At 71.4% G+C, this 26,966-nt stretch carries 22 protein-coding genes; 8 read left to right on the top strand and 14 right to left on the bottom strand.

The features are described from left to right. Positions 1–231: 231 nt before the first annotated feature. The 10 genes from OG897_RS04445 to rsmI form a co-directional block, all read right to left on the bottom strand. The gene (locus tag OG897_RS04445; RefSeq protein WP_266653028.1) at positions 232–2,223 is read right to left on the bottom strand and encodes a PQQ-binding-like beta-propeller repeat protein; all 1,992 of its coding nucleotides are present in this window, start codon (positions 2,221–2,223) and stop codon (positions 232–234) included. Between the two features lie 196 nt (positions 2,224–2,419). Beyond that, positions 2,420–4,231 carry a PQQ-binding-like beta-propeller repeat protein gene (locus tag OG897_RS04440; RefSeq protein ID WP_266653027.1) on the bottom strand — a complete coding sequence of 604 codons (1,812 nt, stop codon included), beginning with the start codon at positions 4,229–4,231 and terminating at the stop codon, positions 2,420–2,422. A gap of 292 nt (positions 4,232–4,523) precedes the next feature. Then, a complete protein-coding gene (locus OG897_RS04435) occupies positions 4,524–6,329 on the bottom strand; it encodes an ABC-F family ATP-binding cassette domain-containing protein (RefSeq protein WP_266653026.1) in 1,806 nt (601 codons plus the stop codon). Between the two features lie 530 nt (positions 6,330–6,859). Further along, positions 6,860–7,702, bottom strand: coding sequence for a hypothetical protein (locus tag OG897_RS04430; RefSeq protein WP_266653025.1), 843 nt, complete (start codon positions 7,700–7,702; stop codon positions 6,860–6,862). Positions 7,703–7,936: 234 nt separating this feature from the next. Continuing rightward, positions 7,937–8,857 (bottom strand): 4-(cytidine 5'-diphospho)-2-C-methyl-D-erythritol kinase, encoded by a 921-nt coding sequence (locus tag OG897_RS04425; protein ID WP_266653024.1) that lies wholly within the window; start codon positions 8,855–8,857, stop codon positions 7,937–7,939. Next, entirely contained in the window at positions 8,854–9,729 is an 876-nt protein-coding gene (gene rsmA, locus OG897_RS04420; protein ID WP_266653023.1) for a 16S rRNA (adenine(1518)-N(6)/adenine(1519)-N(6))-dimethyltransferase RsmA, read from the bottom strand. Before rsmA ends, OG897_RS04425 begins: the two co-directional genes overlap by 4 nt. A 565-nt stretch (positions 9,730–10,294) precedes the next feature. Continuing rightward, positions 10,295–11,503, bottom strand: coding sequence for a resuscitation-promoting factor (locus OG897_RS04415; protein WP_266656568.1), 1,209 nt, complete (start codon positions 11,501–11,503; stop codon positions 10,295–10,297). Between the two features lie 527 nt (positions 11,504–12,030). Next, complete coding sequence (locus OG897_RS04410) at positions 12,031–12,963, bottom strand: TatD family hydrolase (RefSeq protein WP_266653022.1); 933 nt, start codon at positions 12,961–12,963, stop codon at positions 12,031–12,033. Between the two features lie 93 nt (positions 12,964–13,056). Continuing rightward, positions 13,057–13,482 carry a hypothetical protein gene (locus tag OG897_RS04405; protein WP_266653021.1) on the bottom strand — a complete coding sequence of 142 codons (426 nt, stop codon included), beginning with the start codon at positions 13,480–13,482 and terminating at the stop codon, positions 13,057–13,059. A gap of 130 nt (positions 13,483–13,612) precedes the next feature. Further along, entirely contained in the window at positions 13,613–14,530 is a 918-nt protein-coding gene (rsmI, locus tag OG897_RS04400; protein WP_266653020.1) for a 16S rRNA (cytidine(1402)-2'-O)-methyltransferase, read from the bottom strand. 219 nt (positions 14,531–14,749) lie between these two features. Here rsmI and OG897_RS04395 point away from each other — a divergent pair, with 219 nt between their 5' ends. The 5 genes from OG897_RS04395 (at position 14,750) to OG897_RS04375 (ending at position 21,380) form a co-directional block, all read left to right on the top strand. Beyond that, positions 14,750–16,513, top strand: coding sequence for a dolichyl-phosphate-mannose--protein mannosyltransferase (locus OG897_RS04395; RefSeq protein WP_266653019.1), 1,764 nt, complete (start codon positions 14,750–14,752; stop codon positions 16,511–16,513). Between the two features lie 909 nt (positions 16,514–17,422). Continuing rightward, positions 17,423–19,069, top strand: a complete 1,647-nt coding sequence (locus tag OG897_RS04390; protein WP_266653018.1) for a penicillin-binding transpeptidase domain-containing protein — start codon at positions 17,423–17,425, stop codon at positions 19,067–19,069. A gap of 123 nt (positions 19,070–19,192) precedes the next feature. Continuing rightward, entirely contained in the window at positions 19,193–19,696 is a 504-nt protein-coding gene (locus OG897_RS04385; protein ID WP_266653017.1) for a YbaK/EbsC family protein, read from the top strand. Beyond that, a complete protein-coding gene (locus OG897_RS04380; RefSeq protein ID WP_266653016.1) occupies positions 19,693–20,544 on the top strand; it encodes a DMT family transporter in 852 nt (283 codons plus the stop codon). Before OG897_RS04385 ends, OG897_RS04380 begins: the two co-directional genes overlap by 4 nt. A gap of 176 nt (positions 20,545–20,720) precedes the next feature. Further along, on the top strand, positions 20,721–21,380 hold the full coding sequence (locus OG897_RS04375) for a hypothetical protein (RefSeq protein ID WP_266653015.1): 660 nt from the start codon (positions 20,721–20,723) through the stop codon (positions 21,378–21,380). Between the two features lie 72 nt (positions 21,381–21,452). On the opposite strand, the gene OG897_RS04370 is transcribed toward OG897_RS04375, so the two are convergent. From OG897_RS04370 to OG897_RS04360, 3 genes are all read right to left on the bottom strand, one after another. Further along, positions 21,453–22,064 (bottom strand): molybdopterin-dependent oxidoreductase, encoded by a 612-nt coding sequence (locus OG897_RS04370; protein ID WP_266653014.1) that lies wholly within the window; start codon positions 22,062–22,064, stop codon positions 21,453–21,455. 166 nt (positions 22,065–22,230) lie between these two features. Further along, positions 22,231–22,803 carry an RICIN domain-containing protein gene (locus OG897_RS04365; RefSeq protein WP_266653013.1) on the bottom strand — a complete coding sequence of 191 codons (573 nt, stop codon included), beginning with the start codon at positions 22,801–22,803 and terminating at the stop codon, positions 22,231–22,233. 300 nt (positions 22,804–23,103) lie between these two features. Then, complete coding sequence (locus OG897_RS04360; RefSeq protein WP_266653012.1) at positions 23,104–23,328, bottom strand: hypothetical protein; 225 nt, start codon at positions 23,326–23,328, stop codon at positions 23,104–23,106. Positions 23,329–23,438: 110 nt separating this feature from the next. Here OG897_RS04360 and OG897_RS04355 point away from each other — a divergent pair, with 110 nt between their 5' ends. Then, complete coding sequence (locus tag OG897_RS04355; protein ID WP_266656566.1) at positions 23,439–24,278, top strand: helix-turn-helix transcriptional regulator; 840 nt, start codon at positions 23,439–23,441, stop codon at positions 24,276–24,278. Beyond that, a complete protein-coding gene (locus OG897_RS04350) occupies positions 24,250–24,522 on the top strand; it encodes a DUF397 domain-containing protein (RefSeq protein ID WP_266653011.1) in 273 nt (90 codons plus the stop codon). Before OG897_RS04355 ends, OG897_RS04350 begins: the two co-directional genes overlap by 29 nt. Positions 24,523–24,572: 50 nt before the next feature. Here OG897_RS04350 and OG897_RS04345 read toward each other — a convergent pair whose 3' ends face one another. Further along, a complete protein-coding gene (locus OG897_RS04345) occupies positions 24,573–24,980 on the bottom strand; it encodes a PPOX class F420-dependent oxidoreductase (protein ID WP_266653010.1) in 408 nt (135 codons plus the stop codon). Between the two features lie 200 nt (positions 24,981–25,180). Here OG897_RS04345 and OG897_RS04340 point away from each other — a divergent pair, with 200 nt between their 5' ends. Further along, on the top strand, positions 25,181–26,905 hold the full coding sequence (locus tag OG897_RS04340; protein ID WP_266653009.1) for a carbamoyltransferase C-terminal domain-containing protein: 1,725 nt from the start codon (positions 25,181–25,183) through the stop codon (positions 26,903–26,905). Positions 26,906–26,966: the final 61 nt, after the last annotated feature.

Below are 26,966 nucleotides of genomic sequence, written 5' to 3'. Positions count from 1 at the left end.
GCAGGCCCCCCGGCCTCCTGACCCGGCAAGCTACACGCTTGTTCGACGTTGCGCGCCCCTTACCCGTAAGAAGCCACTCAAAGTTGCCAAATGCCGCCCGTTCGCTGGTCGTTGCGGGTCGGAAGGTGCTTGTCGTACGGCGAAGGGCGCCACGACGGTGTGTCGTGGCGCCCTTCGGCGGTCGCGCGGTACGGCGGACCGGTCAGGACCGGGGCCGGAACTCGCCCCGGATCACGGCCCGAAGGCCATCGCCAGGTACTTCTGCGAGGTGTTGCTCTCGCTCAGCAGGTCGTTGGCGAGGAAGAGACGTCCGCCGACGAACTTCGCGTTCTCGAAGTTGATGGCGAGGCTGGACTCCGCGTCGCGCACGGAGCGGTCGCCCGGGTTGTCGAGCAGGATGGTCTGCTTGAGGGTGCCGCCGTCGATGCTGGCGACCTGGCCGCCCTTGTCGTACGGGGGGAACTTGTAGACGATCAGGTTCCCGCCGTCCATGCGCAGCGGGACCATGGAGTAGCGCTCGCCCGCCGGGATGTTCTCGGAGGTGGGCTTGCCGGTCTTCAGGTCCCAGGACACGATCTCGTTGGTGCGGCCCGTGTCGGAGGTGCCACGGCGCTGGACGGTCGGCAGGTAGACCTTGCCGTTGCCGACGGCGACCTTGATGCAGCCCTCGGCCTCGGTGCGCGGGCAGTGCAGGTCGAACTTCTCGCCGTCGACCGGCATCTGAGCGAGCAGCTTGCCCGTCGCGTCGTCGATCGAGAAGAGGTCGGAGATGCCCGCCGTGCCGGTGGCGGACTCGTTGACCTCGGCGCCGACCAGCAGCGGCTTGGTGGAGAGGACCGTGGCGGTCTCGGCGCCCTTGGGCAGCTTGTACGTGGAGATCGGTGCGCCCGTAGTGGGGTTCAGGGGCTGGACCAGCAGCTGCGGGTCGCTGTAGCTGCCGCACATGCGGATCGCGACGAGGGCGGGACCGCCCGCGTAGCCTCGGTCGCGGCAGTCGTCGGCGGTGGCCTTCGGGGCCCACAGCTCCTTGCCGTTGATGTCGACCGCGCCGCCGCCGCCGTAGCTGGCCGCGGCGATGGTGTCGCCGGACATGGTGACCTGGTCGAGGGTGGCGGGCTGGTCGCCGTCCTTGAAGCTGTGCGACCACAGGAGCTTGCCGCTGGTCAGGTCGACGAGGCCGACCTGCGTGCAGGGGGCGACCTTACGACCGGCTTCCTTCGGCCCCTCGTACAGGAAGGCGGCCTTGTTGCCGTCCTTGGAGAGGTGGCGCGACTCGCCGCAGACCTCGCCGGTGAGGGGCAGGGTCCACAGGACCGAGCCCTTCTCCGGGTCGTAGCCGGTGATCTTCTTGACGTCGGCCTTGGCGTACACCTTGTCGGTGGCCCAGGAACCCTTGACGTCGGTGAGTTCCTTGACGACCGGGATCGGGATCTGGAACTTGACCTTGGAGGTGGCCACGGGCGGGGCCTTCTCCTTGCCGCCGCCGTCCGGGGCCTTGGGGGCGTCGCCGCCGCCCCCCTTGCCCTCGCTGCCGGAGGTGCCGCCCGCGACGTCCTGGGGGTCGTCGCTGCTGGTGGCCTTGTAGATGACGCCACCGGCGACGATCAGGACGACGGCGACGACCGCCGCGATGATGATCTTGAGCTGGTTGGTCAGGCCACCGCCGTTGCCGCTCCCGCCGCCGATGCCGCCCTGGACGACCGTGCCGGGGGCCGGGCCCTGGGGCGGATGCATGCTGTACGAGGGCGGCTGGCCGGGCTGGCCCGGCTGCTGACCAGGCTGGCCCGGGTAGCCGTAACCGGGCTGCTGCTGGCCGCCGTACGGGTTGGGCTGGGGCGGCTGGCCGGGCTGACCCGGCTGCTGGCCCGGCTGAGCCGGGTAGCCGTAACCGGCCGGGGGCGCCTGCGGGGGCTGGCCCGGAGCCTGCGGGTAGCCGTAGCCGCCGCCGGGCTGCTGGGCCGGGGGCTGACCCGGGGCCTGCGGGGGCTGAGCGGGCGGCGCACCGAAACCGCCGACGGGCGGGGGCGTGGCGGGTGCACCGAAACCACCGGCGGGCGGCGGCGTGGCGGGCGCGCCGAAGCCTTCGGCCACGGTCGGCGGAGGCGTCTGCGGCGGCTGGCCGGAAGCCGCGTCCTGCGGTGCGGGCTCGGGGGCCTTGCTGAACGGGGAGGGGGGCGGTGCCCCTTCCCCACCCTGCGGGGGCTGGTTGGGCGGCTGCGTCATGGGGGTTCTACCTCTGGGGACGTCGGATGGTGACAGGGCGAAGGTGCGGGACCTTCGGAAGTCTTCGCCGACGCGCGGCGGGAGCGCGCCGGGCGGGGCCGTGCGGGGCACGGGCGTACGGGGTGGGAGCGGTCACGATCGGCCCGACCCCCGCCCCGTACACCTCAGTTGCTCAGATACTCAGTTGCTCAGTTACTCAGTTACCGAAGGCCAGGATGGCCTGGGGCTTCTCGCTGTCCTTGCCCGAGATGGTGTCGGGGGACATGAAGAGACGCCCGCCCTCGAACGCGAGCGACTTGGAGAACATGCCGCGCTCGACCGCCGACACCGACGACGGGTGCTTCAGGACGGGTGCCGGGCTGCCGCCGGTCGTGGGGACCTTCACGACGCCACCGGGCTTGTCGTAGGTCGGCTCCATGTACGCGAAGACGTTGCCGCCCTCGACCTTCAGCGGCAGCATCGTGTAGCCGTCGCCCTTCGAGGCCCACTTGCGCTTGCCGGTGGTGACGTCGTAGGCACGGATCTCGTTGGTGCGGCCCGAACCGAGGTTGGCGGACTTCGCCTCGCTCGACACGTACAGGGTGGTCGCGTCGGCGGTGACGCCCTTGCACTCCTGGAGGCCGGACTTCATGATCGTCCAGCCGCACTGGAGGTCGGGCAGCTCCTCGCCCTCGGGCAACTGCGCGCCGAGGGTGCCGTTCGGCTTGAGGATGGCGATGTTGCCCGCCTCCGCCTTGCCGCTCTTGCCCTTCTCCAGGTAGAGCACCGTCGGTTCGGCCGAGAGGACCCGCTTGATGGTCCAGTCCTTGGCGACCTTCCAGCTCCACCGGGCCTTGCCGGTGGTCGGGTCGATCTCGCTGAACTGGGAGGTGGGCTTGTCGCCCGATCCGCACTGGTCGACCGCGAACAGTTTGGTCGGCGAGGCGGCGAAGCCGTCGATCCGGCACGCACCGGTCCGCACGTCGCCGAACAGCTTCGAGCCGTCACTGACGCGGAAGGCGCTGACGAAGGGGTTGCGGCTGACGGCGACGGTGTCGCCCGAGACCGTGAGTTCGACGTCTCCGAAGGCGAACGCGTTCTCCTGCTCGACCTCCTTGCGCCACCCCGCCTTCCCGGTCTTCACGTCGACCTGCTGAAGCTGGTCGCAGCGGCCCTTCTTGGTGTTGTCGCCCTTGACCCCGACGACGACCTTGTTGTCCTTGCCGATGAGCTTCGGCGCCGCGCAGACCTCGTTCGGGAACGGGATCTCCCAGCGCTTCTTGCCGTCGGCCGCTCCGTACGCCGTCATGGTCTTGTAGTACGTGTGGATGACGGTGTCTCCCACGAACCACATCGGCATGACCTTGCCGCCGCTGGAGGGCAGGTCCACCGCGTTGGCGTGGTTCCACAGCACCTTGGAGTCGCCGGGCTGGCGCGCCGAGTTGAAGTCCGTGCCCGCGTCGCGGCCCGGGGCGTCGCCGCCGGGGCCCTTGCCGTCGCCCTGGTCGACGGTCGGGGCGGCGGAGGGCTTGCCCGCCGTGGTGGGCTGGGCGACGGGTTCCTTCTCGCCGCCGGAGACCAGGTAGATGCCGCCCGCGACGACGATCAGGGCGGCGACGGCCGCGCCGATGATCAGCATGAGCTTCTGCTTGTTCTGCGGACCGCCAGGACCGCCGGGACCACCGGGACCACTGGGGCCGGGCATGCCCGGGTAGGTGGGCTGGCCCGGCTGCTGGGGCGGCTGGCCCGGGTAGCCGTAACCGGGCTGCTGGGGCTGCTGGCCGTACGGGTGGGGCTGGCCGGGGTAGCCGTATCCCGGGCCGCCCTGGGTCGGCTGTGACGCGTACGGGTTCTCGGCGGCCGGGGGCGGACCCTGCGGGTAGCCGTACCCGGGCTGACCCGGCGGCGGCCCCTGCGGCGGCTGCGGTGCTCCCGGAGGCGGGCCCTGCGGAGCCCCGCCGGGCGGGGTCTGCGGGTCCTGCGGTGCGCCGAAGCCCCCCTGCGGCGGCTGGTTGGGCGGCTGAGACATCAGCACTTACCTCTTCACACGGGTGGCCCGCTGCCCGGTCGGTCTCCCCCGCGATTCCGGGCGGTCATATCCCCCCGGAAAGGAGCGAATCGGGCTTGGGTCCCGTAGATCTACGTCAGTCGAGCGGGGCTTCTTTCTATCACTGGAGTCACTTCGAACAAGGGGCCGGTCCGCCCCTGTTCCCAAGGGAGGACCGGCCCGTGATGCGCTCGTTATGAGGTCTGTACGCGTTCTCTACTCTTGTCATCCGGCTGACGGAGCGTCGGATGCGACGGCCGCCGCCGGGCCCGGATCAGGCGTCCTCGGCCAGCTCCAGCCAGCGCATCTCCAACTCGTCGCGCTCCTCGATCAGTTTGCGCAGTTCGGCGTCGAGACCGGCGACCTTGCCGAAGTCGGTGGAGTGCTCGGCGATCTGCGCGTGGAGGTTCGTCTCCCGGTCGGACATCTTGCTCAGCTGCCGCTCGATCTTCTGGAGCTCCTTCTTCGCGGCCCGTACGTCACCGGACGACTTCTCCGGCTTCGCGACGGCCACCGGAGCCGGGGCCGCCGCGACGGCCGCCGCGATCACCTTCTGCCGCCGTTCCAGGTACTCGTCGAGGCCGCGCGGCAGGTTGCGCAGGGTGGCGTCGCCGAGCAGCGCGAACACCTTGTCCGTCGTCCGCTCGATGAAGAACCGGTCGTGGGAGATCACGACCATCGACCCGGGCCAGCCGTCGAGGAGGTCTTCGAGCTGGGTGAGGGTCTCGATGTCGAGGTCGTTGGTCGGCTCGTCGAGGAAGAGGACGTTGGGCTCGTCCATCAGCAGTCGCAGGATCTGGAGCCGCCGCCGCTCACCACCCGAGAGGTCCCCGACCGGCGTCCACTGCTTCTCCTTGGTGAACCCGAACTGCTCGCAGAGCTGCCCGGCGGTCATCTCGCGGCCCTTGCCGAGGTCCACCCGGTCCCGGACCTTCTGTACGGCCTCCAGCACGCGGAGGTTCGGGTCCAGCTCGCTGACCTCCTGGGAGAGGTACGCGAGCCGGACGGTCTTGCCGACGACGATCTTCCCGGCGGCGGGCTGTGCGTCGCCCTGCGTACGGGCCGCTTCGGCGAGGGCGCGCAGGAGGGAGGTCTTGCCCGCGCCGTTGACGCCGACCAGGCCGACGCGGTCGCCGGGGCCGAGCTGCCAGGTGAGGTGCTTGAGCAGCACCTTCGGACCGGCCTGGACGGTGACGTCTTCGAGGTCGAAGACGGTCTTGCCGAGGCGGGCGTTGGCGAACTTCATCAGCTCGCTGGTGTCGCGGGGCGGCGGGACGTCCGCGATCAGCTCGTTCGCCGCCTCGATGCGGTAACGCGGCTTGGACGTACGGGCCGGGGCGCCGCGCCGCAGCCAGGCCAGCTCCTTGCGCATCAGGTTCTGCCGCTTGCCCTCCTCGGTGGCGGCGATGCGGTCGCGCTCGGCGCGGGCGAAGACGTAGTCGCTGTACCCGCCCTCGTACTCGTGGACCGCCCCTCGCTGCACGTCCCACATCCGGGTGCAGACCTGGTCCAGGAACCAGCGGTCGTGGGTCACGCACACGAGCGCGGAGCGCCGCGACTGGAGGTGCTTGGCGAGCCAGCTGATGCCCTCGACGTCGAGGTGGTTGGTCGGCTCGTCGAGGACGATCAGGTCCTGGTCGGCGATCAGCAGCTTGGCGAGCGCGATCCGACGCCGCTCACCGCCGGAGAGCGGCGCGATGACGGTGTCGAGTCCCTGCCCGAAGCCGGGCAGGTCGAGCCCCCCGAACAGCCCGGTGAGCACGTCACGGATCTTGGCGCTGCCCGCCCACTCGTGGTCGGCCATGTCGCCGATGACCTCGTGCCGGATGGTGGCGGCCGGGTCGAGGGAGTCGTGCTGGGTCAGCACCCCGAGCTGGAGGCCGCCGACGTGGGTGACGCGGCCGGAGTCGGCCTCTTCCAGCTGGGCGAGCATGCGGATGAGGGTGGTCTTGCCGTCGCCGTTGCGACCGACGACGCCGATCCGGTCGCCCTCCGAGACGCCGAGGGAGACGCCGTCGAGCAGGGCACGGGTGCCGTACACCTTGCTTACTGCCTCGACATTGACCAGGTTGACGGCCATGAGTGGGTGCTCCAGGGGGCGGGGACGGATAGACCTCCCAGCCTAGTCGGCACTGAAGCCCACCGAGCTCGGGGCCTTCGGGGGCTCCCTGGGGGGCGGCGGGGAGGCTGCGAAGCACGCCTCCAGGGGCGCGGGGAACTGCGCGCCCAGCCCCAACGCGCCCGCACGTCTCCGGGACAGCCGCGCGGCGAGCGCTTTAGGTGAAGGGGTGGGTCTGGGGCAGCCCGCCGCAGGCGCACCCGGGCGCGGCGCACCCATAAGCGGAGGTAACGGCGGGCGGCTCCGGGGTGGGCCCGGAGCGAGGGGGGCCGCCCCCTTGCCCGCCCGTCCCGCCCCCGGGGGGCGGCCCCGCCGCCCAAGGAGGCTAGGCAAAGGCACCGCCGCCCAAGAGGGCGAGGCAAAGGCACCGCCGCCCAAGAGGGCGAGGCGAAGGCGCCGGCGCCCAAGGGGGCTAGGCGGAGGATCCGGCGCCCAAGGGGGTGAGGCGGAGGCACCGGCGTTCGAGGGGGCTGGGCGGGGCCGCGTCAGCGTTAGTGCTGGGCCGCGTTCCGGCGGCGTACGGCATAGGCCGTGCCCGCGGCGGCAACCGCGACCGCTCCGGTGAGCCCGAGCGCGAGGCCCGTCGCGCCGCCGCCGTCCGAGGAGCCGACCTCCGCACCGGCCTTCACCGCACCGGACGGAGTCACCCTGGGCTTGGTCGCGTCGCCCGGGGCGACCGGGGCCACGGGCGCGGTGGGCTTGACCGTACCCGTACCCGTACTGGCGCTCTCACTCGGAGAGGAAGAGGCGGACGCGTCATCCGAGGGCGAGGCCGACGCCGAGGCCGACGCAGAGGCAGAGGCCGATTCACTCGCGGCGGCGGACGGCGACTCACTCGCCTCCGGCGTCGTCGCAGCGGCTGCCGCCCCCGCCCCGAGGGCCTTGCCGTCCGGGCCCACCAGGCTCCAGACCTTGCCGTCGGCGCCCTTGACGCCGTTGCCCTTGGTGTCGCCGGGCTTGGCGTCGTCCTTGAAGTAGTAGAGCGGCTTCTCGTCGAGGACGACCTGCTTCTTGTCGCTGCCCGCGAGGTCGATCTGGTTGGTGTCACCGGTGACGTCCGACGACTTGGTCGGGTAGCCGGTCGCGGCGGGCCAGTTCTTGGCGCAGTCGCCGGTGCAGTTGGACTTGTCCTTCTCGTCGCCCGCCCAGGTGTAGAGGGCGTTGCCGTTCTTGTCCGCGAGGGCCTTGCCCTCGGAGGTGTCGATGACGGTGATCTCACCGGGGTCGGTGGGGGCGTCGAGCGCGAACGCGGTCCCACTGCCGACGCCGAGCGCGAGCAGCAGGGTGGCCGCCGCGGCGGTGGATATGCGGGATACGGAGGTGGGGGTGTGCATGACGTCCTGCCTCTGGGTCGGTACCGGGGGTACGCAATCCAGCAGACCGCCGAGGAAGCCGCTCGGCCTGTTGAGGCGTTCGGGATACGGCCGTACGGGTGGCCCTGCCACGGCCCCCGCCCCGTCTCGACCGCACCCGGTCCAACCTCTTCGCCTTCCTGGCCAAGCTGACCTGACCACCGGACGCACCCGCCCCTGACCGGCCCCGCCAATCCCCACCGAGCCCTATCCGCCCTATCCGACCGGGACGACCACGGCCCCCGGTGCCGGAGCCACCGCCACCCGTGCCGCCGTGCACGTGCCCGACGCCAGCAGTACTTCCGCGATACGGGCCGCCGCCTCGGCGTCCTTCGCCAGGAAGGCGGTGGTGGGCCCGGACCCGGAGACCAGGGCGGCGAGCGCCCCGGCGTCCGTGCCTGTGGCCAGGGTCTCGGCGAGGGACGGGCGCAGCGAGAGGGCGGCGGGCTGGAGGTCGTTGGTCAGGGCCACCGCGAGGGCGGTGGCGTCTCCGGCACGGAGTGCGGAGAGCAGCGCCTCGGAAGCCTCCGGCGCCGGAACCTCCCGCCCCGCGTCGCGCGCGAGCCGGTCGAACTCGCCGTACACGGCCGGGGTAGACAGGCCGCCGTCCGCGACCGCGAACACCCAGTGGAACTCCCCGCCCACGTCCAGCGGTGTGAGCTGTTCCCCGCGCCCGACGCCGAGCGCGGCCCCTCCCACGTACGAGAAGGGCACATCGCTCCCCAACTCAGCGCAGATCGCGAGGAGTTGGTCATTCGAAGTCCTGGTCCCCCACAGCACCTCGCACGCCAGCAAGGCACCCGCCGCGTCCGCGCTGCCGCCCGCCATGCCGCCCGCGACGGGGATGTCCTTGGCGATGTGCAGGTGGACGTCGGGGGCGAGGCCGTGGAGTTCGGCGAGGGCGACGGCGGCGCGGGCCGCGAGGTTCGTACGGTCCAGCGGTACGTGCTCCGAGCCCGGCCCCTCGCAGGTGATCCGCAGCTCGTCGGCCGGGGTGGCGGTGACCTCGTCGTACAGCCCGACGGCGAGGAAGACATTGGCGAGCGGATGGAAGCCGTCCGCCCGCACTCCGCCCACGGCGAGCTGCACGTTCACCTTGGCGGGCACGCGCACGGTGACGGAAGTCCCCGGCGTCACGCCTTGGCCTCCGCGATCCGGGCGAACTCCTCCACCGTCAGCGCCTCGCCGCGCGCCTGCGGCGAGATCCCGGCGGCGACGAGGGCGGCCTCGGCGGCGGCGGGCGAACCGGCCCAGCCGGAGAGCGCCGCGCGCAGGGTCTTGCGCCGCTGCGCGAAGGCGGCGTCCACGACCGCGAAGACCTCCTTGCGGGAGGCGGTGGTCGCCACGGGCGCTTCCCGCTTCACCAGCGAAACGAGCCCGGAGTCGACGTTCGGCGCGGGCCAGAAGACGTTCCGCCCGATGGATCCGGCCCTCTTCACGTCCGCGTACCAGTTCGCCTTGACGGAGGGCACTCCGTAGACCTTGTTCCCGGGCTTGGCGGCGAGCCGGTCGGCCACCTCCGCCTGGACCATCACGAGCGTCCGCTCGATGGTCGGGAAGTGCTCCAGCATGTGGAGGAGCACGGGGACGGCCACGTTGTACGGAAGGTTGGCGACCAGGGCGGTCGGGTCGGCCGGGAGCTTCTCGACGAGCATGGCGTCGGAGTGGACCAGGTCGAAGCGGTCCGCCTTCTCCGGCATCCGGGCCTGGATGGTGGCCGGGAGGGCGGCGGCCAGTACGTCGTCGATCTCGACGGCGACGACCCGGTCGGCTCCTTCGAGCAGGGCGAGCGTCAGCGAACCGAGCCCGGGCCCGACCTCGACCACGACGTCGTCGGCGCGCACTCCGGCGGTGCGGACGATGCGGCGGACGGTGTTGGCGTCGATGACGAAGTTCTGCCCGCGCTGCTTGGTGGGGCGCACGCCGAGGGCGGCGGCCAGCTCACGGATGTCGGCGGGGCCGAGGAGGGCGTGCTCCTGGGGGGCGGCGGGGGGTTCTGGGGTACTCACCGCTCAAGCGTAAGGGCCCCTTCAGGGGCGCGGGACTGTGTCACTGTGCGGCTCCGCCCCGCGTTCCGCTGGGGCTCGCGTGAACGTGCCCCTTTAGGGGCGCGGGGAACTGCGCGCCCAGCCCCCACGCGCCCGCACGTACGAACCCCAAGCCTCGCGAGTTTAGGTGAAGGATGGGGTCTCCCCTGCTCGAACGAAGTTGAGAGCTTGGGGAAGGGTCTGGGGCAGCCCGCCGCAGGCGCACCCGGGTGCGGCGCACCCATAGGCGGAGGTAACGGCGGGCGGCACCGGGGCGGGCCCCTCGCAAGGGGCGAGGCGGCACCGGGGCTGGTCGGGGCCGCTCCGGGGTGGGCCCGGAGCGAGAGGGGCCGCCCCCTTGCCCGCCCGTTCCGCCCCCGGGGTGCGGCCCCGCCGCCCAAAGGGACGAGGCAAAGCGGAGCCCAACGGGGGCGAGGTGGGGGCGGAGCCCGAGGGGGCTGGGGAAGCGGAGCCCGAGGGGGCTGGGCGGAGGCGGGGCCCGAGGGGTGGGGGGAGCTGCGCGCCCAGCCCCCCGCCCCCCCGGGCGCTAGAGTTTGCGGCCGCAGTGGGGCCAAGGGCTGGCCCCCCGTTGGACGTAGAGCTTCTTCGCGCGGAAGGTCTGTTCGGCGGCCGGAGCCTCATGGGCCGCCCCCGTCCCGCCCAGCGACTGCCAGGTCTGGCGGTCGAACTGGTAGAGCCCCCCGTACGTCCCCGACGGGTCCGTGACGTTCGCCCGACCGCCCGACTCGCACTGCGCCAGACCGTCCCAGTTGAGCCCGTCCGCCCCCGACACCGACGTCGGCATCGGCTTGGTCCCCACCCGGACCACCTGGTTCACGGGCTCCCGGGCCACCTCCTCCGAGAACTTCTTCGGCTTCTGCTTGACCCCGTTGACCGTCCTCAGTACGTACGTGACCCTGCGCGCCCCCTTCACCCCGGCCCGCTCGATCTCCTCCGTCCCCTTGAAGACGGTCGGGTCCTCCTTCCGGATGACCCTGAAGTCGATGGGTTCCTCGCGGACCTCCCGGCTCCCGGTGATCCGCATGACCGTGACCGTCTGCCCGTCGCGCGGGAAGCTGTCCATGGGCACGGACGTGGTGTCCTCCGCACCCAGCGTGATCCCGGCCTCGCCGACGGCGTCCTCGACGGTCGCCGCGTTCGTCCGGATGGTGTGCTCGCGCCCGTCGGCCATCACCGTCAGGGTCCGTTCCGTACGGACGTCCAGCGCCAGCCCCTTGCGCCCGATCGCGGACGACCGGGACGCCGACAGGTACGCGCCCTCCGCCCGCACGCCGAACTGCTTCAGCGCCCCGTCGACCGTCTGGGCGGTCGTCCACACCTGGCGCCGCTGGCCGTCCAGCGTCAGGACGACCGGCCGCCCGTACCGCACCACGACCTCGTCGCCGCTCGCGAGCGCCTGGCCGGGCCCCGGGGCCACCAAGTCGTGCTCGCCGATGTGCACCCCCTCCTTCTCCAACAGCTCCGTGACGTCGTCGGCGAAGGTGTGCAGGGTGCGGGGCGCGCCGTCGACGCTCAGCTCGATGGCCTTGTCGTTGGCGACGAAGGCGGAGGTGCCGCCCGCCAGGAACGCCACGACCAGCGCCTGCGGCACGAGCTTGCGGAGGGTGTCGGGCCTCTCGCCCCCGGACGCGGCCCCCGCACCGCCCTTGCGGCGCCGGGCCGCGCGCCGCCCGTCGCCGCCCCGGCCGTCGCCCTCGGGCCCTTCCGGGCCGCCGGGCCCGGCCGACCGGAGCACGGCGGAGACGGGGTGCTGGCGGGGCAGGAGGGGCTCGCCGGAGAGCGGCGGCGTGAGGTCGTACAGATCGGGCTCGGGCTCGGTCCCGTACGGAGCCTGCGCGTCGTACGAGGTCTGCGCCCCTTCGTGCCCCTCGTACGGGTCCTGCACGGCCGTCCCGACGGCCCCGCCCCCACTCCCGTAGAGCTCCTGCCCGCCGTACCCCTCGTACGGCGCGGCACCGCCCCCGTACCCGCCCCCGGCGTCATACCCGTACGCCTGCGCCTGCGTCTGCACCTGCGGCTCGTACGACGCCCCGTACTGCCCCTGCGCCTCCGCCTCCGCCTGCGCCTCGTACGACAGCGCACCACCCTGCGTATTGCTCACGTCGCTCCCGGTCCGCCCGATTCCGCCCGACAGACAGGCCGGTGTCCCGGCTGCCAGTGCTGCGGGCCGGGACACTAGCGGAGCGATCGTCACTCTCCAAAGCGACGCGGCTACGCAGGGTTGCGCGACGAACTCCCGTGCGAACCCGCCGGGGCTTCGGCTCAGTAGCCGAACGCGCGTGCCGTGTTGGCGGCGATGGCACCGGCCATGACGTCCTCGTCGACGCCCTTGACGGCGGCCATCGCCCGCACGGTGATCGGGATGAGGTACGGGGCGTTGGGCCGCCCCCGGTACGGGGCCGGAGTCAGGAAGGGTGCGTCGGTCTCGACCAGCACCAGCTCCATCGGGGCCACGGAGAGGGCGTCCCGCAGCGGCTGGGCGTTCTTGAAGGTGACCGTCCCGGCGAAGGACAGGAAGTAGCCCTTCTCGACGCACACCGCCGCCATCTCGGCGTCGCCGGAGTAGCAGTGGAAGACGGTCCGCTCGGGCGCGCCCTCCTCCTCCAGCACCCGCAGGACGTCCGCGTGGGCGTCCCGGTCGTGGATGACGAGGGCCTTGCCGTGCCGCTTGGCGATCTCGATGTGGGCGCGGAAGGACCGCTCCTGCGCCGCCATGCCCTCCGGTCCCGTACGGAAGAAGTCGAGGCCGGTCTCGCCGACGCCGAGGACGTGCGGGAGGGCGGCCAGCCGGTCGATCTCGGCGAGCGCGTCGTCCAGGGCGGAATCCCCGCCTCCGGGCCTGGCCCCCTGCCGGGACCAGCCGGCGCGGGGGGTCTGGGGGGCTTGCCCCCCAGAGGGAGGTGTGCCGAGGACGATCCTGGGAGCTTCGTTGGGGTGCAGCGCGACGGCCGCGTGGACGCTGTCGTACGCCGCCGCCGTCTCGGCGGCCCACTGGGAGCCCTTCACGTCGCAGCCCACCTGCACCAGGGTCGTCACCCCGACCGAGGCGGCCGTGGCGAGGGCCTGCTCGACGGTGGTGTCCTGCATGTCCAGGTGGGTGTGCGAGTCGGCGACCGGCACGCGAAGGGGCTCGGGCGCGGGCGGCGCGGCGTTCTTGTCGGCGTTCTTTCCGCCGGGGGCGGGGCTCGGGCTCATGCGGTCGATCCTACGAAAGCGCGCCCGCGCCCCGCCCGGCCGCTCCTCCTGCCTGCCGCTGGCCTCCTACCGCCCCTTCCTGCCTCCTCCTGGTTACTGCTGCTTGCGGTGGAAGGGATGCAGCAGGTCCGAGAGGTGCCAGTGGTGCGGCTCGCGCGCCCGGGGCACGCTCGCGCCCTCCGCCTCGGCCGGGACGGGGCCCGCGGCGGAGACGGTCTCGGCGTTGCGCCGCTGGAGCTGCTGGATGGTCGACACCTGGCCGGACCGCATGATGCGCACGACGGTGCCGCCGCAGTTGAGGCAGGAGGGGCGGGACAGCGGGGAGGGCACGCGCTCGCCGTTCGCGCGGTACACGACGAAGGGGCGACCGGAGCCGTCCGTGTGGTGCTCTATCTCGTACGCCTGCTCCCAGCCGTGGCCGCACTTCATGCACGCGAAGGCGTACGCCTCCTGAACCGTGCCCTGCGTCGTGCCCTGAGCCGTGATGCTGCCGGCTGCGCTCTGCGCGATCTCGCTCATGCCAGCTCCTTTCCACTCACCATCCAGTGGACGCCTTTTCGGGCGGAAGCGCGACAGACCTGTCAAACCGTGGGGAGTATTTGACGAGCGCCCAAGAAAGTTGGGTTATACACGGGATTCGCTTTGCTTTTCAAGAAGCTCCTTTACCTGCGCCCGCCCCTGCCGCCCCCGCCCGAGCCGCATTCTTTGCCGCGACGACGGCATCGAACACCTCCCGCTTGGGAAGCCCCGCCTCGGCCGCGACAGCGGCGATGGCCTCCTTGCGCCGCTCCCCCGCCTCCTCGCGCACCTGCACCCGCCGCACCAGCTCATCGGCGTCCAGCTCTGCGGGCCCGGCCTCCGGGGCCCCCTCGACCACGACGGTGATCTCGCCGCGCACGCCTTCCGCCGCCCACTCGGCGAGCGCCTTGAGCGGCCCCCGCTTGACCTCTTCGTACGTCTTGGTCAGTTCGCGGCACACCGCCGCCCGCCGCTCCTCGCCGAACACCTCGGCCATGGCGGCGAGGGTGTCGTCGAGCCGGTGCGGCGCCTCGAAGTACACGAGGGTCCGCCGCTCATCGGCGACCTCGCGCAGCTTGCCGAGCCGCTCCCCGGCCTTCCTCGGCAGGAACCCCTCGAAACAGAACCGGTCCACCGGCAGCCCGGACAGCGCCAGCGCGGTCAGCACGGCGGAGGGTCCCGGCACCGCCGTGATCTTCAGGTCCTTCTCGACGGCCGCCGCGACCAGCCGGTACCCCGGGTCGGACACGGAGGGCATCCCGGCGTCGGTCACGAGCAGCACCCGCGCGCCGCCCTCCAGCGCCTCGACCAGCTCGGGCGTCCGCGCGGTCTCGTTGCCCTCGAAGTACGAGACGACACGCCCCGTGGTGAACACCCCGAGCGCCTGCGTCAGCCGCCGCAGCCGCCGCGTGTCCTCGGCGGCGATCACGTCGGCGGCCTCCAGCTCCTTCGCCAGCCGGGGCGGGGCGTCGGAGACGTCGCCGATGGGCGTCCCGGCGAGTACGAGGACTCCGGCGGCGGTCACGGTGGGTGCAGTCGATCCAGTCACCCCCCCATCCTCCCAGGGCCGACGGCCGACATCCCCCGGGACCGCCCCGGTGCCACGGCGGGCGACACCCCGGGCCGCCCCGGTGCCACGACGGGCGACACCCCCGGGCCGCCCCCGTGCCCCGACGGCCGACATCCCCGGACCGCCCCCGTGCCCCGACGGCCGACATCCCCAGCCCTGACGGGCGACGCGCACAGCCTCGTTCCCTACGATGGCGCGGTGACGAGTACTGCGCCCCCAGCCCAGCACGGACGGGCCCCTGAAGAGGAGCCGCCCTCCTGGCAGCGAAGGCTGCGCCGATTCGGCTACGTGCCCCGGACGACGAGCGGACTGCGCGAACGCCTGGTCCCCCCGTACGCCGTCATGCCCTACCGCCCGCACCTGTGGCGGCTCCTGCACATCCCCCCGGCCCTCTTCCACGCCTTGCTGCGCCTGGCCCCCTGGGGCGGTCCGCTCCTGGTGACCCTCCTCGCCGGGCTGATGCGCTTCTGGAACCTCGGCAGCCCCAAGGCGGTGATATTCGACGAGACGTACTACGCGAAGGACGCGTGGGCCCTCGTCCACCAGGGTTACGAGGGCAGTTGGCCCAAGGACATCGACAAGTCGGTACTCGCCAACCCCGACGCGGTCCCGATCCCCGCCGACCCCGGCTACGTGGTGCACCCCCCGGTCGGCAAATGGCTGATCGGCTGGGGCGAACAGCTCTTCGGCCTCACTCCCTTCGGCTGGCGCTTCGCGGTCGCCGTCCTCGGCACCCTCTCCGTCCTGCTCCTCTGCCGGATCGGCCGCCGCCTCTTCCGCTCCACCTTCCTGGGCTGCCTCGCCGGGCTGCTCCTGGCCGTCGACGGCCTGCACTTCGTGATGAGCCGCACCGCGCTCCTCGACCAGGTCCTGATGTTCTTCGTCCTGGCGGCCTTCGGCTGCCTGGTCGTCGACCGCGACCACAGCCGTCGGCGCCTGGCGAACGCGCTGCCCGTGGACTCCGACGGCATCCTGCGCCCCTCCTGCGAGGTCGCCTCGGGACTCCGGCTGGGTCTGCGCCCGTGGCGCGTGGGCGCGGGCCTCTGCCTGGGCCTGGGCTTCGCGACGAAGTGGAGCGGCCTCTACACGCTGGTCGTCTTCTGCCTCCTGACGGTCCTCTGGGACGTGGCCGCGCGCCGCACGGCGGGGGCGCGCCGCCCGTACGTCGCGGTCCTGAAGCGGGACGTCCTCCCGGCGTTCGTCTCGACGGTCCCGGTCGCCGTCCTCACGTACGTCGCGTCCTGGACCGGCTGGATCCTGACCTCGAAGGGGTACTTCCGCGACTGGGCGAAGGGCCGGGCGGGCCTCTCCCCTGACCACATCGGCCCGATCCCGCTCCCGCAGTTCGACATGACGTGGGTGCCGGAGTGGCTGCGGAGCCTGTGGCACTACGAGAGCGAGGTCTACACCTTCCACATCGGCCTGACCTCGGGCCACACCTACCAGTCCAACCCCTGGTCCTGGATCCTGGTCGGCCGTCCCGTCTCGTACTACTACGAATCCCCGAAGCCGGGCTTCTCCGGCTGCCCGCGCACGGAGACGGAGAAGTGCGCGAGCGAGGTGCTGGCGCTGGGGACGCCGCTGCTGTGGTGGGCGGCGGCTTTCGCGCTGCTGTACGTGCTGTGGCGCTGGTTCTTCCGGCGGGACTGGCGGGCGGGGGCGATCCTGGCGGGGGTGGTGGCGGGGTGGCTGCCGTGGTTCCTCTACCAGGAACGGACGATCTTCTTCTTCTACGCGGTCGTGTTCGTGCCCTTCCTGTGTCTGGCGGTGGCGATGCTGGTCGGGGCGCTGCTGGGGCGTCCAGGCGCGGACGAACGCCGACGGGCGGTGGGGGCGATCGGGGCGGGGGTCCTGGTCCTCCTGATCGTGTGGAACTTCATCTACTTCTGGCCGATCTACACGGGCACGACGATCCCCATCGACGAATGGCGCCACCGCATGTGGCTCGACACCTGGATCTAACCCACCCCCTCCTCCTTCCGGGCAGCGGAGCCTTGCCCACCCCCGCGGGCTCCACCCCACCCAACCCTCTCGGCCTCCGCCTCCGCCCACCCCCCTCGACCTCCGCCCCGCCTCGCCCCCTGCGCGCCGCTTCCGCCTCGCCCCCTTGGGCTCCGCCCCTCCGCTTCCCCAGCCCCCTTGGGCTCCGCCTTGCCTCGTCCCCTTGGGCGGCGGGGCCGCCCCCCGGGGGCGGAACGGGCGGGCAAGGGGGCGGCCCCCTCGCTCCGGGCCCACCCCGGAGCACCCCCGACCAGCCCCGCTACCGGCGCACCCCTCGCGAGGGGGTCGGACCGGTGCCGCCCGCCTTTACCTCCGCCATCAGGTACGCCGCACCCCGGTGCGCCTGCGGCGGGCTGCCCCTCCCCACCCCTTCACCTAAAGCGCTCGCCGCGCGGCTGTCCCGGAGACGTGCGGGTGCGTGGGGGCTGGGCGCGCAGTTCCCCGCGCCCCTAAAGGGGCACGTTCACGCGAGCCCCAGCGGAACCGGGAGCGCACGCTCGGCGGAGCCGCACAGAGAGCACAGGCCCGCGCCCCTAAATGCCCCTCCGGGGGGGGCGGGAGCGGAGCCCCCAGGCAGTGACGTCAGACACTCTGGCGCCCGCAGGGGTGAGGCCAAGGGGCGGGGCGGAGTGCCCGCCCCAGGCACACCCGGCCGCGGGCCCAAAGGCCCAGTGAGCCGCGCCCAGCAGGGGGTTGGGCCACCCCCCGGCCCGGTCCCGCCCCCGGAAAGCCCGCCCCGCCGACCCCCCAAGCCCCGCGTACCAGTCGCATAACACCGATCGCTCCTGTCACCCCCACCCCGTAGAGTCACTCCCCGATAACTCCCGGGCACCAAAGAGCCCGGCGAGCTCCTGGGGAGGGGACTGCGTCATGCGCAGCGGAGCCAAGGTCGCCGTCGTCGGCGGCGCATTCGTCCTGGTCGCCGGCGGCGTCGGCTACGGCGGCTACAACCTGTACAACGGCCTGACCGGAAGCACCGGCTCCGGGGACAAAACCCAGAGCCAGAGCGCCCCCGCCGCCTCCGGCCCCCCGTCCCCCGACGAGATCCGCACCACCTCCGAAGCCTTCTTCGCCGCCTGGTCCAAGGCCGACCCCGAAGCCGCCGCCCAGCTCACCAACAACGCGGTCGACGCCACCACGGTCCTGACCGCGTACGCCGAGGAGGCCCACATATCGGGCCTCAAGGTCACCCCCGGCACGGCGGTCGGCGCGAAGGTCCCGTTCACCGTCACCGGCAAGGTGGGCACGGACGGCGCCGCCGCCAAGCCCCTCTCGTACGCGAGCGCGCTCACCGTCGTGCGCGGCGAGAAGACCGGCCTCCCGCTCGTCGACTGGCAGCCCGGCGTCATCCACCCGGAGCTGAAGAAGGGCGAGACGCTCAAGACGGGCACGGCCTCCACGCCGCCCATCAAGGCCGTCGACCGCAACGGCAAGGAGCTGACCAAGGAGGACTACCCCTCCCTCGGCCCGGTCCTGGACCAGCTCCGCAAGAAGTACGGCGAGAAGTCCGACGGCAAGCCGGGCGTCGAGCTCTTCATCGAGCCCGCCCAGGCCGACCAGCCCTCCCGCACGCTCCTCACCCTCTCCAAGGGCGTCCCCGGCGAGCTCAAGACGACCCTCGACGCGGGCGTCCAGGCGGCCGCCGAGAAGGCGGTCAAGCGGTACGAGGGCGGTTCGGTCGTCGCCCTGAACCGCGAGACCGGCGCGATCCGCGCCATCGCCAGCAACCCGGCCCAGGCGTTCAGCCCGGCGATCAGCGGCGGCGAGGCCCCCGGCTCCACGATGAAGATCGTCACCACGTCGATGCTGCTGGAACAGGGCCTGGTCGCCCCCTCGAAGCCGGCCGAGTGCCCGAAGTCGGCCACCTGGCAGGGCCGCACCATCCCCAACCTGAAGAACTTCGACCTGCCGGACGGCACGCCCTTCTCGACGAGTTTCGCCCGCTCGTGCAACACGGCCTTCATCAAGCTCATCGACGACTCCACCAAGGTCGAGCCGAACGGCCTCGCCAAGATCTCCCACGACGTCTTCGGCATCGGCCTGAACTGGCAGACCGGCATCGACACCCGCGACGGCAGCATCCCCGACGCCTCCGGCGCCCTGGAGGCCGAGCACTACATCGGCCAGGGCAAGATCCAGATGAACCCCCTCAACATGGCCTCGGTCATCTCGACCGCGACCACGGGCTCCTTCCAGCAGCCCTACCTCGTCCCCAAGTCCCTGGACGACCGCGACTTCGCGACCGCCCCCCGCAGGCTCTCGGGCTCGACCGTCCAGAGCATGCGGTCCCTGCTGCGCCTGACGGCCACCTCCGGCACGGCCGCCGGGGCGATGGCCTCGGTCGGCGGCGACAAGGGCGCGAAGACCGGTTCGGCGGAACTCGGCGGCCAGGACAAGTCCAACAGCTGGTTCACGGGGTACGCGGACGACCTGTCGGCTGCGGCCATGGTCACGGCGGGCGGTCACGGCGGCGAGACCGCGGGAAAGATCGTCGCGAATGTCCTCAACGCCCGCTGATCCACCACCCCTTACCGAGTAATCACCCCCAAAATCATCCCCTAGTAACGCTCCAGTCATCCCCCGGGTCATCCCTCGGAACCCGTTCGCACAGCCCGCACGCAGAGCAGTAGCGTGCGGGCCATGAGCACTCCGGAACCCCCTCCCGTTCACCCGCTGTTCGCCTCCGCCCTCGCCGAAATCGGCCTCTCGGCTCTCACTTCGGAAGTACGTCACTTCCCGGACGCGACCCGCACCGCCGCCGAGGCCGCAGCGGCGATCGGCTGCGACACCAGCGAGATCGTCAAGTCCCTGATCTTCGAGGCGGACGGCGTCCCGGTCCTCGTCCTGATGGACGGCTCCTCCCGCGTGGACCTCGATCTCGTACGGGCCGAACTGGGCGCGCGGAAGGTCAAGCGCGCCGACGCCGACCTGGTCCGCGCCACCACCGGTTACGCGATCGGTGGCGTGCCCCCCTTCGGGCACCGCACCCGCACCACCGTCCTCGCGGACCGGGGCCTGCTCACCCACCCGGTCGTCTGGGCCGCCGCGGGCACCCCGCACTCGGTCTTCCCGCTCGCCCCTGCGGACCTGATCGCCCACGCGGGCGCGCAGCTCGCCGACGTACGGGAAGGAACCGCTGCGTGACCCCGCTCGTCATAGCCGCCGTCCTGGTCGCGGCGATCACGCACGCGAGCTGGAACGCCATCGCGCACAACATCAAGGACCAGCTGCTCTCCTTCACCCTCATCTCCGGCGGCGGCCTCCTCATCGGCCTCGCCATGGCGGCGTTCGTCCCCCTGCCCGCCGCCGGAGCCTGGCCGTACCTCGTCCTGTCGGCCGCCCTGCATGTCGCGTACATGCTCCTGCTCATGCGCTCGTTCACGCTGGGCGACTTCGGCCAGATGTACCCGATCGCACGCGGCACGGCCCCCCTCGCGGTGACGGCCCTCGCCGCGGTGTTCGCCGACGAGATCCCGTCCGGCTGGCAGCTCGCGGGCGTGGCCGTCGCCTGCACGGGCCTGGTCGGGGTCGCCCTGTGGGGCATCCGGGGCTCCGGCAAGAAGCCCCAGTGGGCCGCCATCGGGGCCGCGTTGGCGACGGGCCTGGCCATCGCCCTGTACACGACCGTCGACGGCCTGGGCGTCCGCGCCTCGGGCACCGCGCTCGGCTACATCGCGTGGCTGATGGTCCTGGAGGGCATCTCGATCCCGGTCTGCGCCCTCTACCGGCGGCGGTCCCGACTCGCCGCCCAGATCAAGCCGTTCGCGGTACGCGGCCTCGTCGGCGCGGCCCTCTCGGTCACCGCGTACGGCCTGGTGCTGTGGGCCCAGACCCGCGCCCCGCTCGCCCCGATCGCGGCTCTGCGCGAGTCGAGCATCATCGTGGGCGCGGCGATCGGCGCGATCTTCCTGAAGGAGCGCTTCGGGGGTCCGCGCATCGCGGCGGCCGGGCTGATGGTGGTGGGGATCGGGCTCATGCTCCAGGCGAGCTGACGTGCGCCGAGTGCCGAGTGCCGAGTACGGGGCGCCCGAAGCTGGGAGCTGGGCGTTGCGAGCCGGGCGCTGCGAGCCGGGCGCTGCGAGCTGGGAACTGGGCCAGAAGGGGGTGCTTCGGCACTTTTGGGCGCATACGCCTGGAGGTTCACCGCGTCCCGGTCAAGCATCTGATCATGCAGAAGCTGCTGGCGCTCGCCGCCCTCTCCGCCGCCGCCCTGAGCGGCCTCGCCCCCACGGCCTCGGCCTCCACCCAGCCGACCCCCCAGGCGCCCGCTGCCCTCTCCGCCCTGCCCTCCGCCGCTTCGGTCCCCACCGTGCGCGGTGGCGGCGAGGACAAGGACAAGTGGTGCGAGAAGTGCGTGAAGAAGGTCTTCGACAAGTACAAAGACAAGCTCAAGGGCCCCAAGGGCCCCAAGGGGGACACGGGCCCGGCCGGTCCCGCAGGCGCTGACGGCCCGGCCGGTCCGGCAGGCCCCGCCGGAGCTGTCGGTCCCGCAGGGGCTGTCGGTCCCGCAGGCCCTGCCGGGGCGAAGGGCGAGCCGGGGCCCACGAACCCCCCGAAGGTCACCCAGGTGGCGGGCACCGTAGGCAACCTCCCCTCGGACAAGGACGGCAAGATCACGCTGACCGCCACGTGCCCGGCGGGCACGGTCGTCGTGGGCGGCGGATTCGAGCACGGCGTCCGCCCCGACCAGTCGAAGGTCTTCAACTACTGGTTCTGGGAGAGCAAGGCCGACCACGCCGCCAACGCCTGGAAGGTCTCCTACCAGCAGATCAACGCCGACGGAGCGACCTTCCCGATCACTCCGTACGCGAACTGCCTCTCCTACTAAGCGAGTCGGCACCCGCCCCACGGTTGCGGGCGTCCGCCGACGCCCGCAGCCGCCGCGTTCCCGCCCCGCACATCACCACCCCGGCGCGTTCTTCCCCTCGCCGCTCGCCGCCCGGATCACCCCGACCAGCGACCGGTACAACGGGCGCACCACCCGACCGGGCAGCCGACGGTGGCGCTCCTCCTTCCAGACCCGCGCCCGGGAGTGCGCCGCGAGGGGCGACCACCGGTCGACGAGCGCGGGCCGACCGAGGTAGAACTCGATCCGGCAGAGGTGCTTGATGTTCACGTATCCGTACTGCCAGGGGCTGACCAGCCGCACCGGAGCGCCGTGGTCACCAGTGAGCGGCTCTCCGTTCAGGCGCTCCGCGATCAGCACGTCCTCGCCGAGCGCGTCCTCCATCTCCACGAGCGCCCGCACCCCGTCGGAGCCCACGAACACCAGGTGGGTCACCACCGCATCCGGCCTCAACTCCGTTTCCACGAAGGTCCGGTAGAAGTCCGCGAAGGAAACCCCCTCCCACACCAGCCCGGTCGCCGACCACCCGGCCACACAGTGGAAGTCGGCCCGCACCTCGCGCCTCGGCAGCTTCGCCAACTCCGTCACCGCCACCGAACCCGCCTCCGAGACCCCACCCAACTCGATCACCGGATCGGCGGGCACGGGCGGCGGCGGGTTCTTCAAGTCCTTCCCGAAACGCGGGAATCCCGCGACGGCACGTTGTCCTGGCGGAAGCGGCATGTCGACCCTCCGGTCTGCGCCCAACTCGACTGCCGCCCAAGCTACTTCAGCCAGCACACCGTGCCACCCCCGGGGGTGGCACGCCCCGGCGGATGAAGGAGTCAGACTCCTAACACCACCGCTTGCACGGCTTGGAGCCGTCGCCGTCGCCCGGGGTCGCGTCCAGCGGATAGTAGGTCCAGCTCTGGGCGTTCGTGCCGTTCCGCACCCACAACTGCGGCCTGGCACCCGACTCGAACCTGCTGTCGGGCACGTCCAGGACGAGGCCCGAGGGGTTGTGGACGATGGGCCCGTACCCGCCTCCCTGACCGGGTCCCCCAGGCGTGGCGAACTCCTGGGAGCCGGTGCGGTTGCAGTCCCACAGCTGCGGCTTCACTCCGGCGCGCGCGTCGCCGTACGGGACGTCGAGACACTTCCCGGAGGCCACGTTGACCAGGTACCGGCGCCCATTGAGACCGTCGGTGATCCGAGCCGACCAGTGCTGGGCGTCCGTGTCGTTGCAGGTGAACAGCTGCACGGGAGTGCCGTTGGCAGTACCGCTGTTGACCGCGTCCAGACACAGGTCGCCGATCGTGATCGTTCGGGTGGGGTCGTACGCGGCGGCGGGAGCCGCCCCCAGCCCGAGGAGGGCTGCGGCTGCCGCGACCGCCGTCACGGCCAGGTTCCGACGTCTGTGCTTCATGCTTCTTCCTCATCTGTCGTTGGGCCCGGCGAAATCCGGGGCGCGGTCTCGCCGGGGGCTCAACGTAGGTACGCCCGTTCAACGGGGGCTGAACGCCGCCGACCGCCGTCGTTCATCACCCTCTGGGCCGCTCCCCGCCGCACCGGGGGCACTCGCACAGCGGGTATCTGCTGCCTGCCTCCAGCGGGGCCGACTTCCGGTCCGGGGCGTAGACCGTCCGCTCACCCCAGGTCCGGCCGCCGTCGCGCGAGACGCGGAGGGTCAGGTACGTACCCGAGGGGAGCGGGCCCTCGTCGCCCGTCACCACGTGCCCCCGTACTGGCGGCGCTTGGCGTTCAGCCACTCCACGATCTCCGCCCGCTCGTCGTCCGTTGCGGTACGCAAATTGCGGGCGTCCACGCTCGCCACGAAGCGGGTGAAGCGGACGCGTCGCCAGGTGCCCTCTATGCCGATGACCTTGCCGGGTCCGTACACGTCGCTCTCGGTGTGGGCCACGAACTCGCCCTCTCCGTACGGGACTTCCATTCCGCTTCCTTCCACTGTGTGTGCCGAACAGCTCACAGAGTGGAGTCGGGGTCGCTACCCTCGGTAGGGGTTTGCGTGTGACAACGCGGAACGTAAGGGAGTTGATCTACGTGGCCATCGAGGACAACCCGATCTCCCGGAAGAAGTACGGCGAGGAGCTGAAGCGGCGTCGCGAGGAACTGGGTCTCACCCAGGAGGAGTTGAGCGAAGTCACGATCATCTCGCGCACGCACATCGCGCACATGGAGGCGGGCCGACGCAGGCCCTGCCTGGAGGATGCGCGGAGGCTGGATCAGGCGCTGGGGGGTGGGCACTTCTTCGAGGAGTTCCTGCCGACGCTGGACGGCAGGACCGTGGCGGAGCACTTCAAGGAGGCACTGGAGTTCGAGGGGCAGGCGACGATCATCCGCGAGTACGCGCCGAAGCTGGTGCCCGGCCTGCTCCAGACGGAGGAGTACGCGCGCGAGGTGCTCAACTCGGGCTCGGCCCCCAAGACCGACGAGGAACGTGACAGGCTCCTTGCCACACGGCTCAGCCGGGCCCGCATCCTGGACAACTTCAACTCACCTCTGTTCTGGGCGATGCTGGACGAGTCCGTAATTCGCCGCCCGATCGGCGGACCCGGGGTGATGTGTCGCCAACTCCGTCACATCGTGGCCCTCGCCGACAGCCGCCGCATCCGCGTGCACGTGCTGCCGTTCTCGGTGGGGTTCCACTCCTTGATGGAAGGGCTCGTCAAACTCATGTGGTTCGAAGACCTTCCGCCCATCGCCTACACCGAGGGCCTGAAGTCCGGCCGGGTGTGGGAAGTTCCGTCCACCGTCGGCGAATGCCAGTTGGCCTACGATCATGCCCTGGGCGACGCCCTGTCGCACCGGGAGTCGCTGGCCCTGCTGAGGTCCGTCGCGGAGGATTACGAACATGAAGCGCTCCAAGCAGACCATCCGTGACGCCTCGATCCTGACCGCCTGGCGCAAGTCCTCTTACAGCTCCGGTTCCGACGGCGACTGCCTCGAAGTCAACGACGCCTGGAGGAAGTCCACGTACAGCGGCGGCGAGAGCGGCGACTGCCTCGAAGTGAATGACTCCGCCTGCGCCGCCCACCTCCCCGTCCGCGACAGCAAGAACCCCACCGGCCCGGCCATCCTCTTCCCGGCGGCGGCCTGGACGGCCTTCGTCGACGCGCTCAAGTAGCCGCGCAGGGGCGGCAGTTCGCACCAGCGGACGCCGCCCCACCTCTCACCTCACCCCCCGTACCCCACCACCCTCGTCGGCACGATCCGTACCGCCAACCGCACTGCCGTCTCCGGCAGTCGCAGGTACTCCTCCCCCGCCCCGGCCCCCTCGTACTTCTCCGCCAGCGCGACGGCCAGCGCGCGGCCCTCGTCCTCGGCGATCTCCGCCACGCCCCGCACCTCCACGTACGCACCCGGATCGGACGCCGCGTACACGGTCAGGCTCACCCTCGGGTCGCGCCGCATGTTGCGCACCTTCAACCGGCCATCCTGGGTGGAGACGAGCAGCTCATCACCGTCCCGCCCCACCCACACGGGCGAGGTCTGCGGGCTGCCGTCGGCGCTGACCGTGGCGAGGACGGCGACATTGGGCCCGTCGAAGAGCTTGCGGGCGAGGGTGTTCAGAGAGATCGACATGCCGGTGAGCATACGAAACCGCACCCAACGCCCCCTTCTGGAACGCCAGTTGGCTGGCTGAATTCATGCCGCGTTTAGCTCTCGTTGAGCCCCACCCGTTTCTCTATCCTCGTCAGCACCACAGAAAACTCGGCATAGGTACACGTTTCCTCCCCACTCATGGGGAGTGCGTGTGCCCGTGCCAGACGGGAGACACACGCGTGCTTGTCTTAGGGGTTACGAACAATGACCTGGCCGGTGCGTGCCTGGTGCGCGACGGGGAGATCGTCGCCGCCGCCAGCGAAGAGCGCTTCACCCGGATCAAGGACCACAAGGTCTGGCCGCAGGCGTCCATCGACTTCGTCCTGCGCGAAGGCGGCGTCTCGCTGGACGAGGTGGACCGGGTGACCTACGGCTGGCACGCGGGTTTCGACGCGGACAAGCACCTGCTGCTGTACGTGGACCGCATCGCCGAAGAGGCCAGGTTCCGCCCCGACAGCCTGCCCCATCTGCGCAAGCGGATCGCCGACGAGCTGCACAACGACAAGGACAAGCGCGCGGAGTTCGACGCGTTCGTCGACCGGAACGGCCTGCGCGCCAAGACGGTCTACGTGGACCACCACGAGGCACACGGCGTCGGCGCGTTCCTCGCCTCGCCCTTCGACGACGCACTCGTCGTCACCTGCGACGGCCGAGGCGACTTCCAGTCCCTCACCGTGACGTACTGCACGGCCGACGGCGAGGAGGTGCTCCAACGCGAGACCTCCATCGACAGCCTGGGCTACTTCTACGGCCGTATCACCAAGCTGCTCGGCTTCAAGCCGAACCGCCACGAAGGCAAGATCACCGGGCTGGCCGCGAAGGGCGACCCGGAGAAGCTGCTGCCGCTCATGCAGCTGATGATCGGCCTGGAGGACGGGGCGATCCGGGCCCGCTGCGGCGACTACTACCAGCCGTCCTACGAGGGCTACTCCGAGACGCTGCTGGCGGAGATCGCCCTGCACGATCCCGCCGACGTGGCCGCGGCGGCCCAGCGGCACGTGGAGGACCTGCTGACCGAGGTCGTCGCCCGGCACATCGGCAAGGTCGCGACCAGCAACGTCTGCCTGTCCGGCGGCGTGTTCGCCAACGTCAAGCTCAACCAGCGGATCTTCGAGGTCGCGGGCGTCGAGAACGTGTACGTGCTGCCGCCGATGGGCGACGGCGGGCTGCCGCTCCAGGCCGCGGTCGTGACCGAGTACCGCGAGACCGGCGCCAGGGTCCGGCTCCCCTCGATGGCCCTGGGCCCCGACTCCACCGTCTCGGACGCCCAGTTGGAAGAGATCCTGAAGGACTACCCCGGGGTCCGCTTCCTCCGCGTCGACAACGGGATCCAGGACATCCTGCTGGACGCCCTGGAGGCCCACCAGGTGATCGGCACCTACCGGGGGCGCATGGAGTTCGGCCCGCGCGCGCTGGGCCGCCGCAGCGTCATCTACAGCACCGACGACCCGAGCATGAACGACTGGCTCAACCAGCGGCTGAAGCGTACGGAGTTCATGCCGTTCGCCCCGATCACGGCGGAGGACCTGGCCGCCGACGCGTACGTGGGCTGGAAGCCGGAGCACCCGGCACCCCTGTTCATGACGATCACCTACGAGTGCACCGAGATCTTCGCCAAGACCTGCCCGGCGGTGGTCCACGTCGACAACACCGCGCGCCCGCAGATCGTACGGAAGCAGGACGACTCCTTCCTGCACTCGCTGCTCCTGTCCTGGTACGCACGCAGCGGGCAGGCGGCGCTGGTGAACACCTCGTTCAACAAGCACGAGGAGCCGATCGTGGGGTCGCACCGGGACGCGGTGGACCCGCTGCGCGACGAGATCATCGATCTCCTCCTCGTCGATGACGTGTACCTGATATGGAAGGACAAGCCCGACAGCTTCATGTCCCAGCACGTTTCGTGACCTTCCGTACGTCCTGACGTCCGGTGTGGTGGGCCCTGCCTCGGCAGGGCCCACCACCATG

The sequence above is a fragment of the Streptomyces sp. NBC_00237 genome (genome assembly GCF_026342435.1).
Taxonomy (GTDB): Bacteria; Actinomycetota; Actinomycetes; order Streptomycetales; family Streptomycetaceae; genus Streptomyces.
The sequence above is the reverse complement of the archived record's forward strand: the minus strand, read 5'-3'. Positions and strand labels throughout refer to the sequence as shown.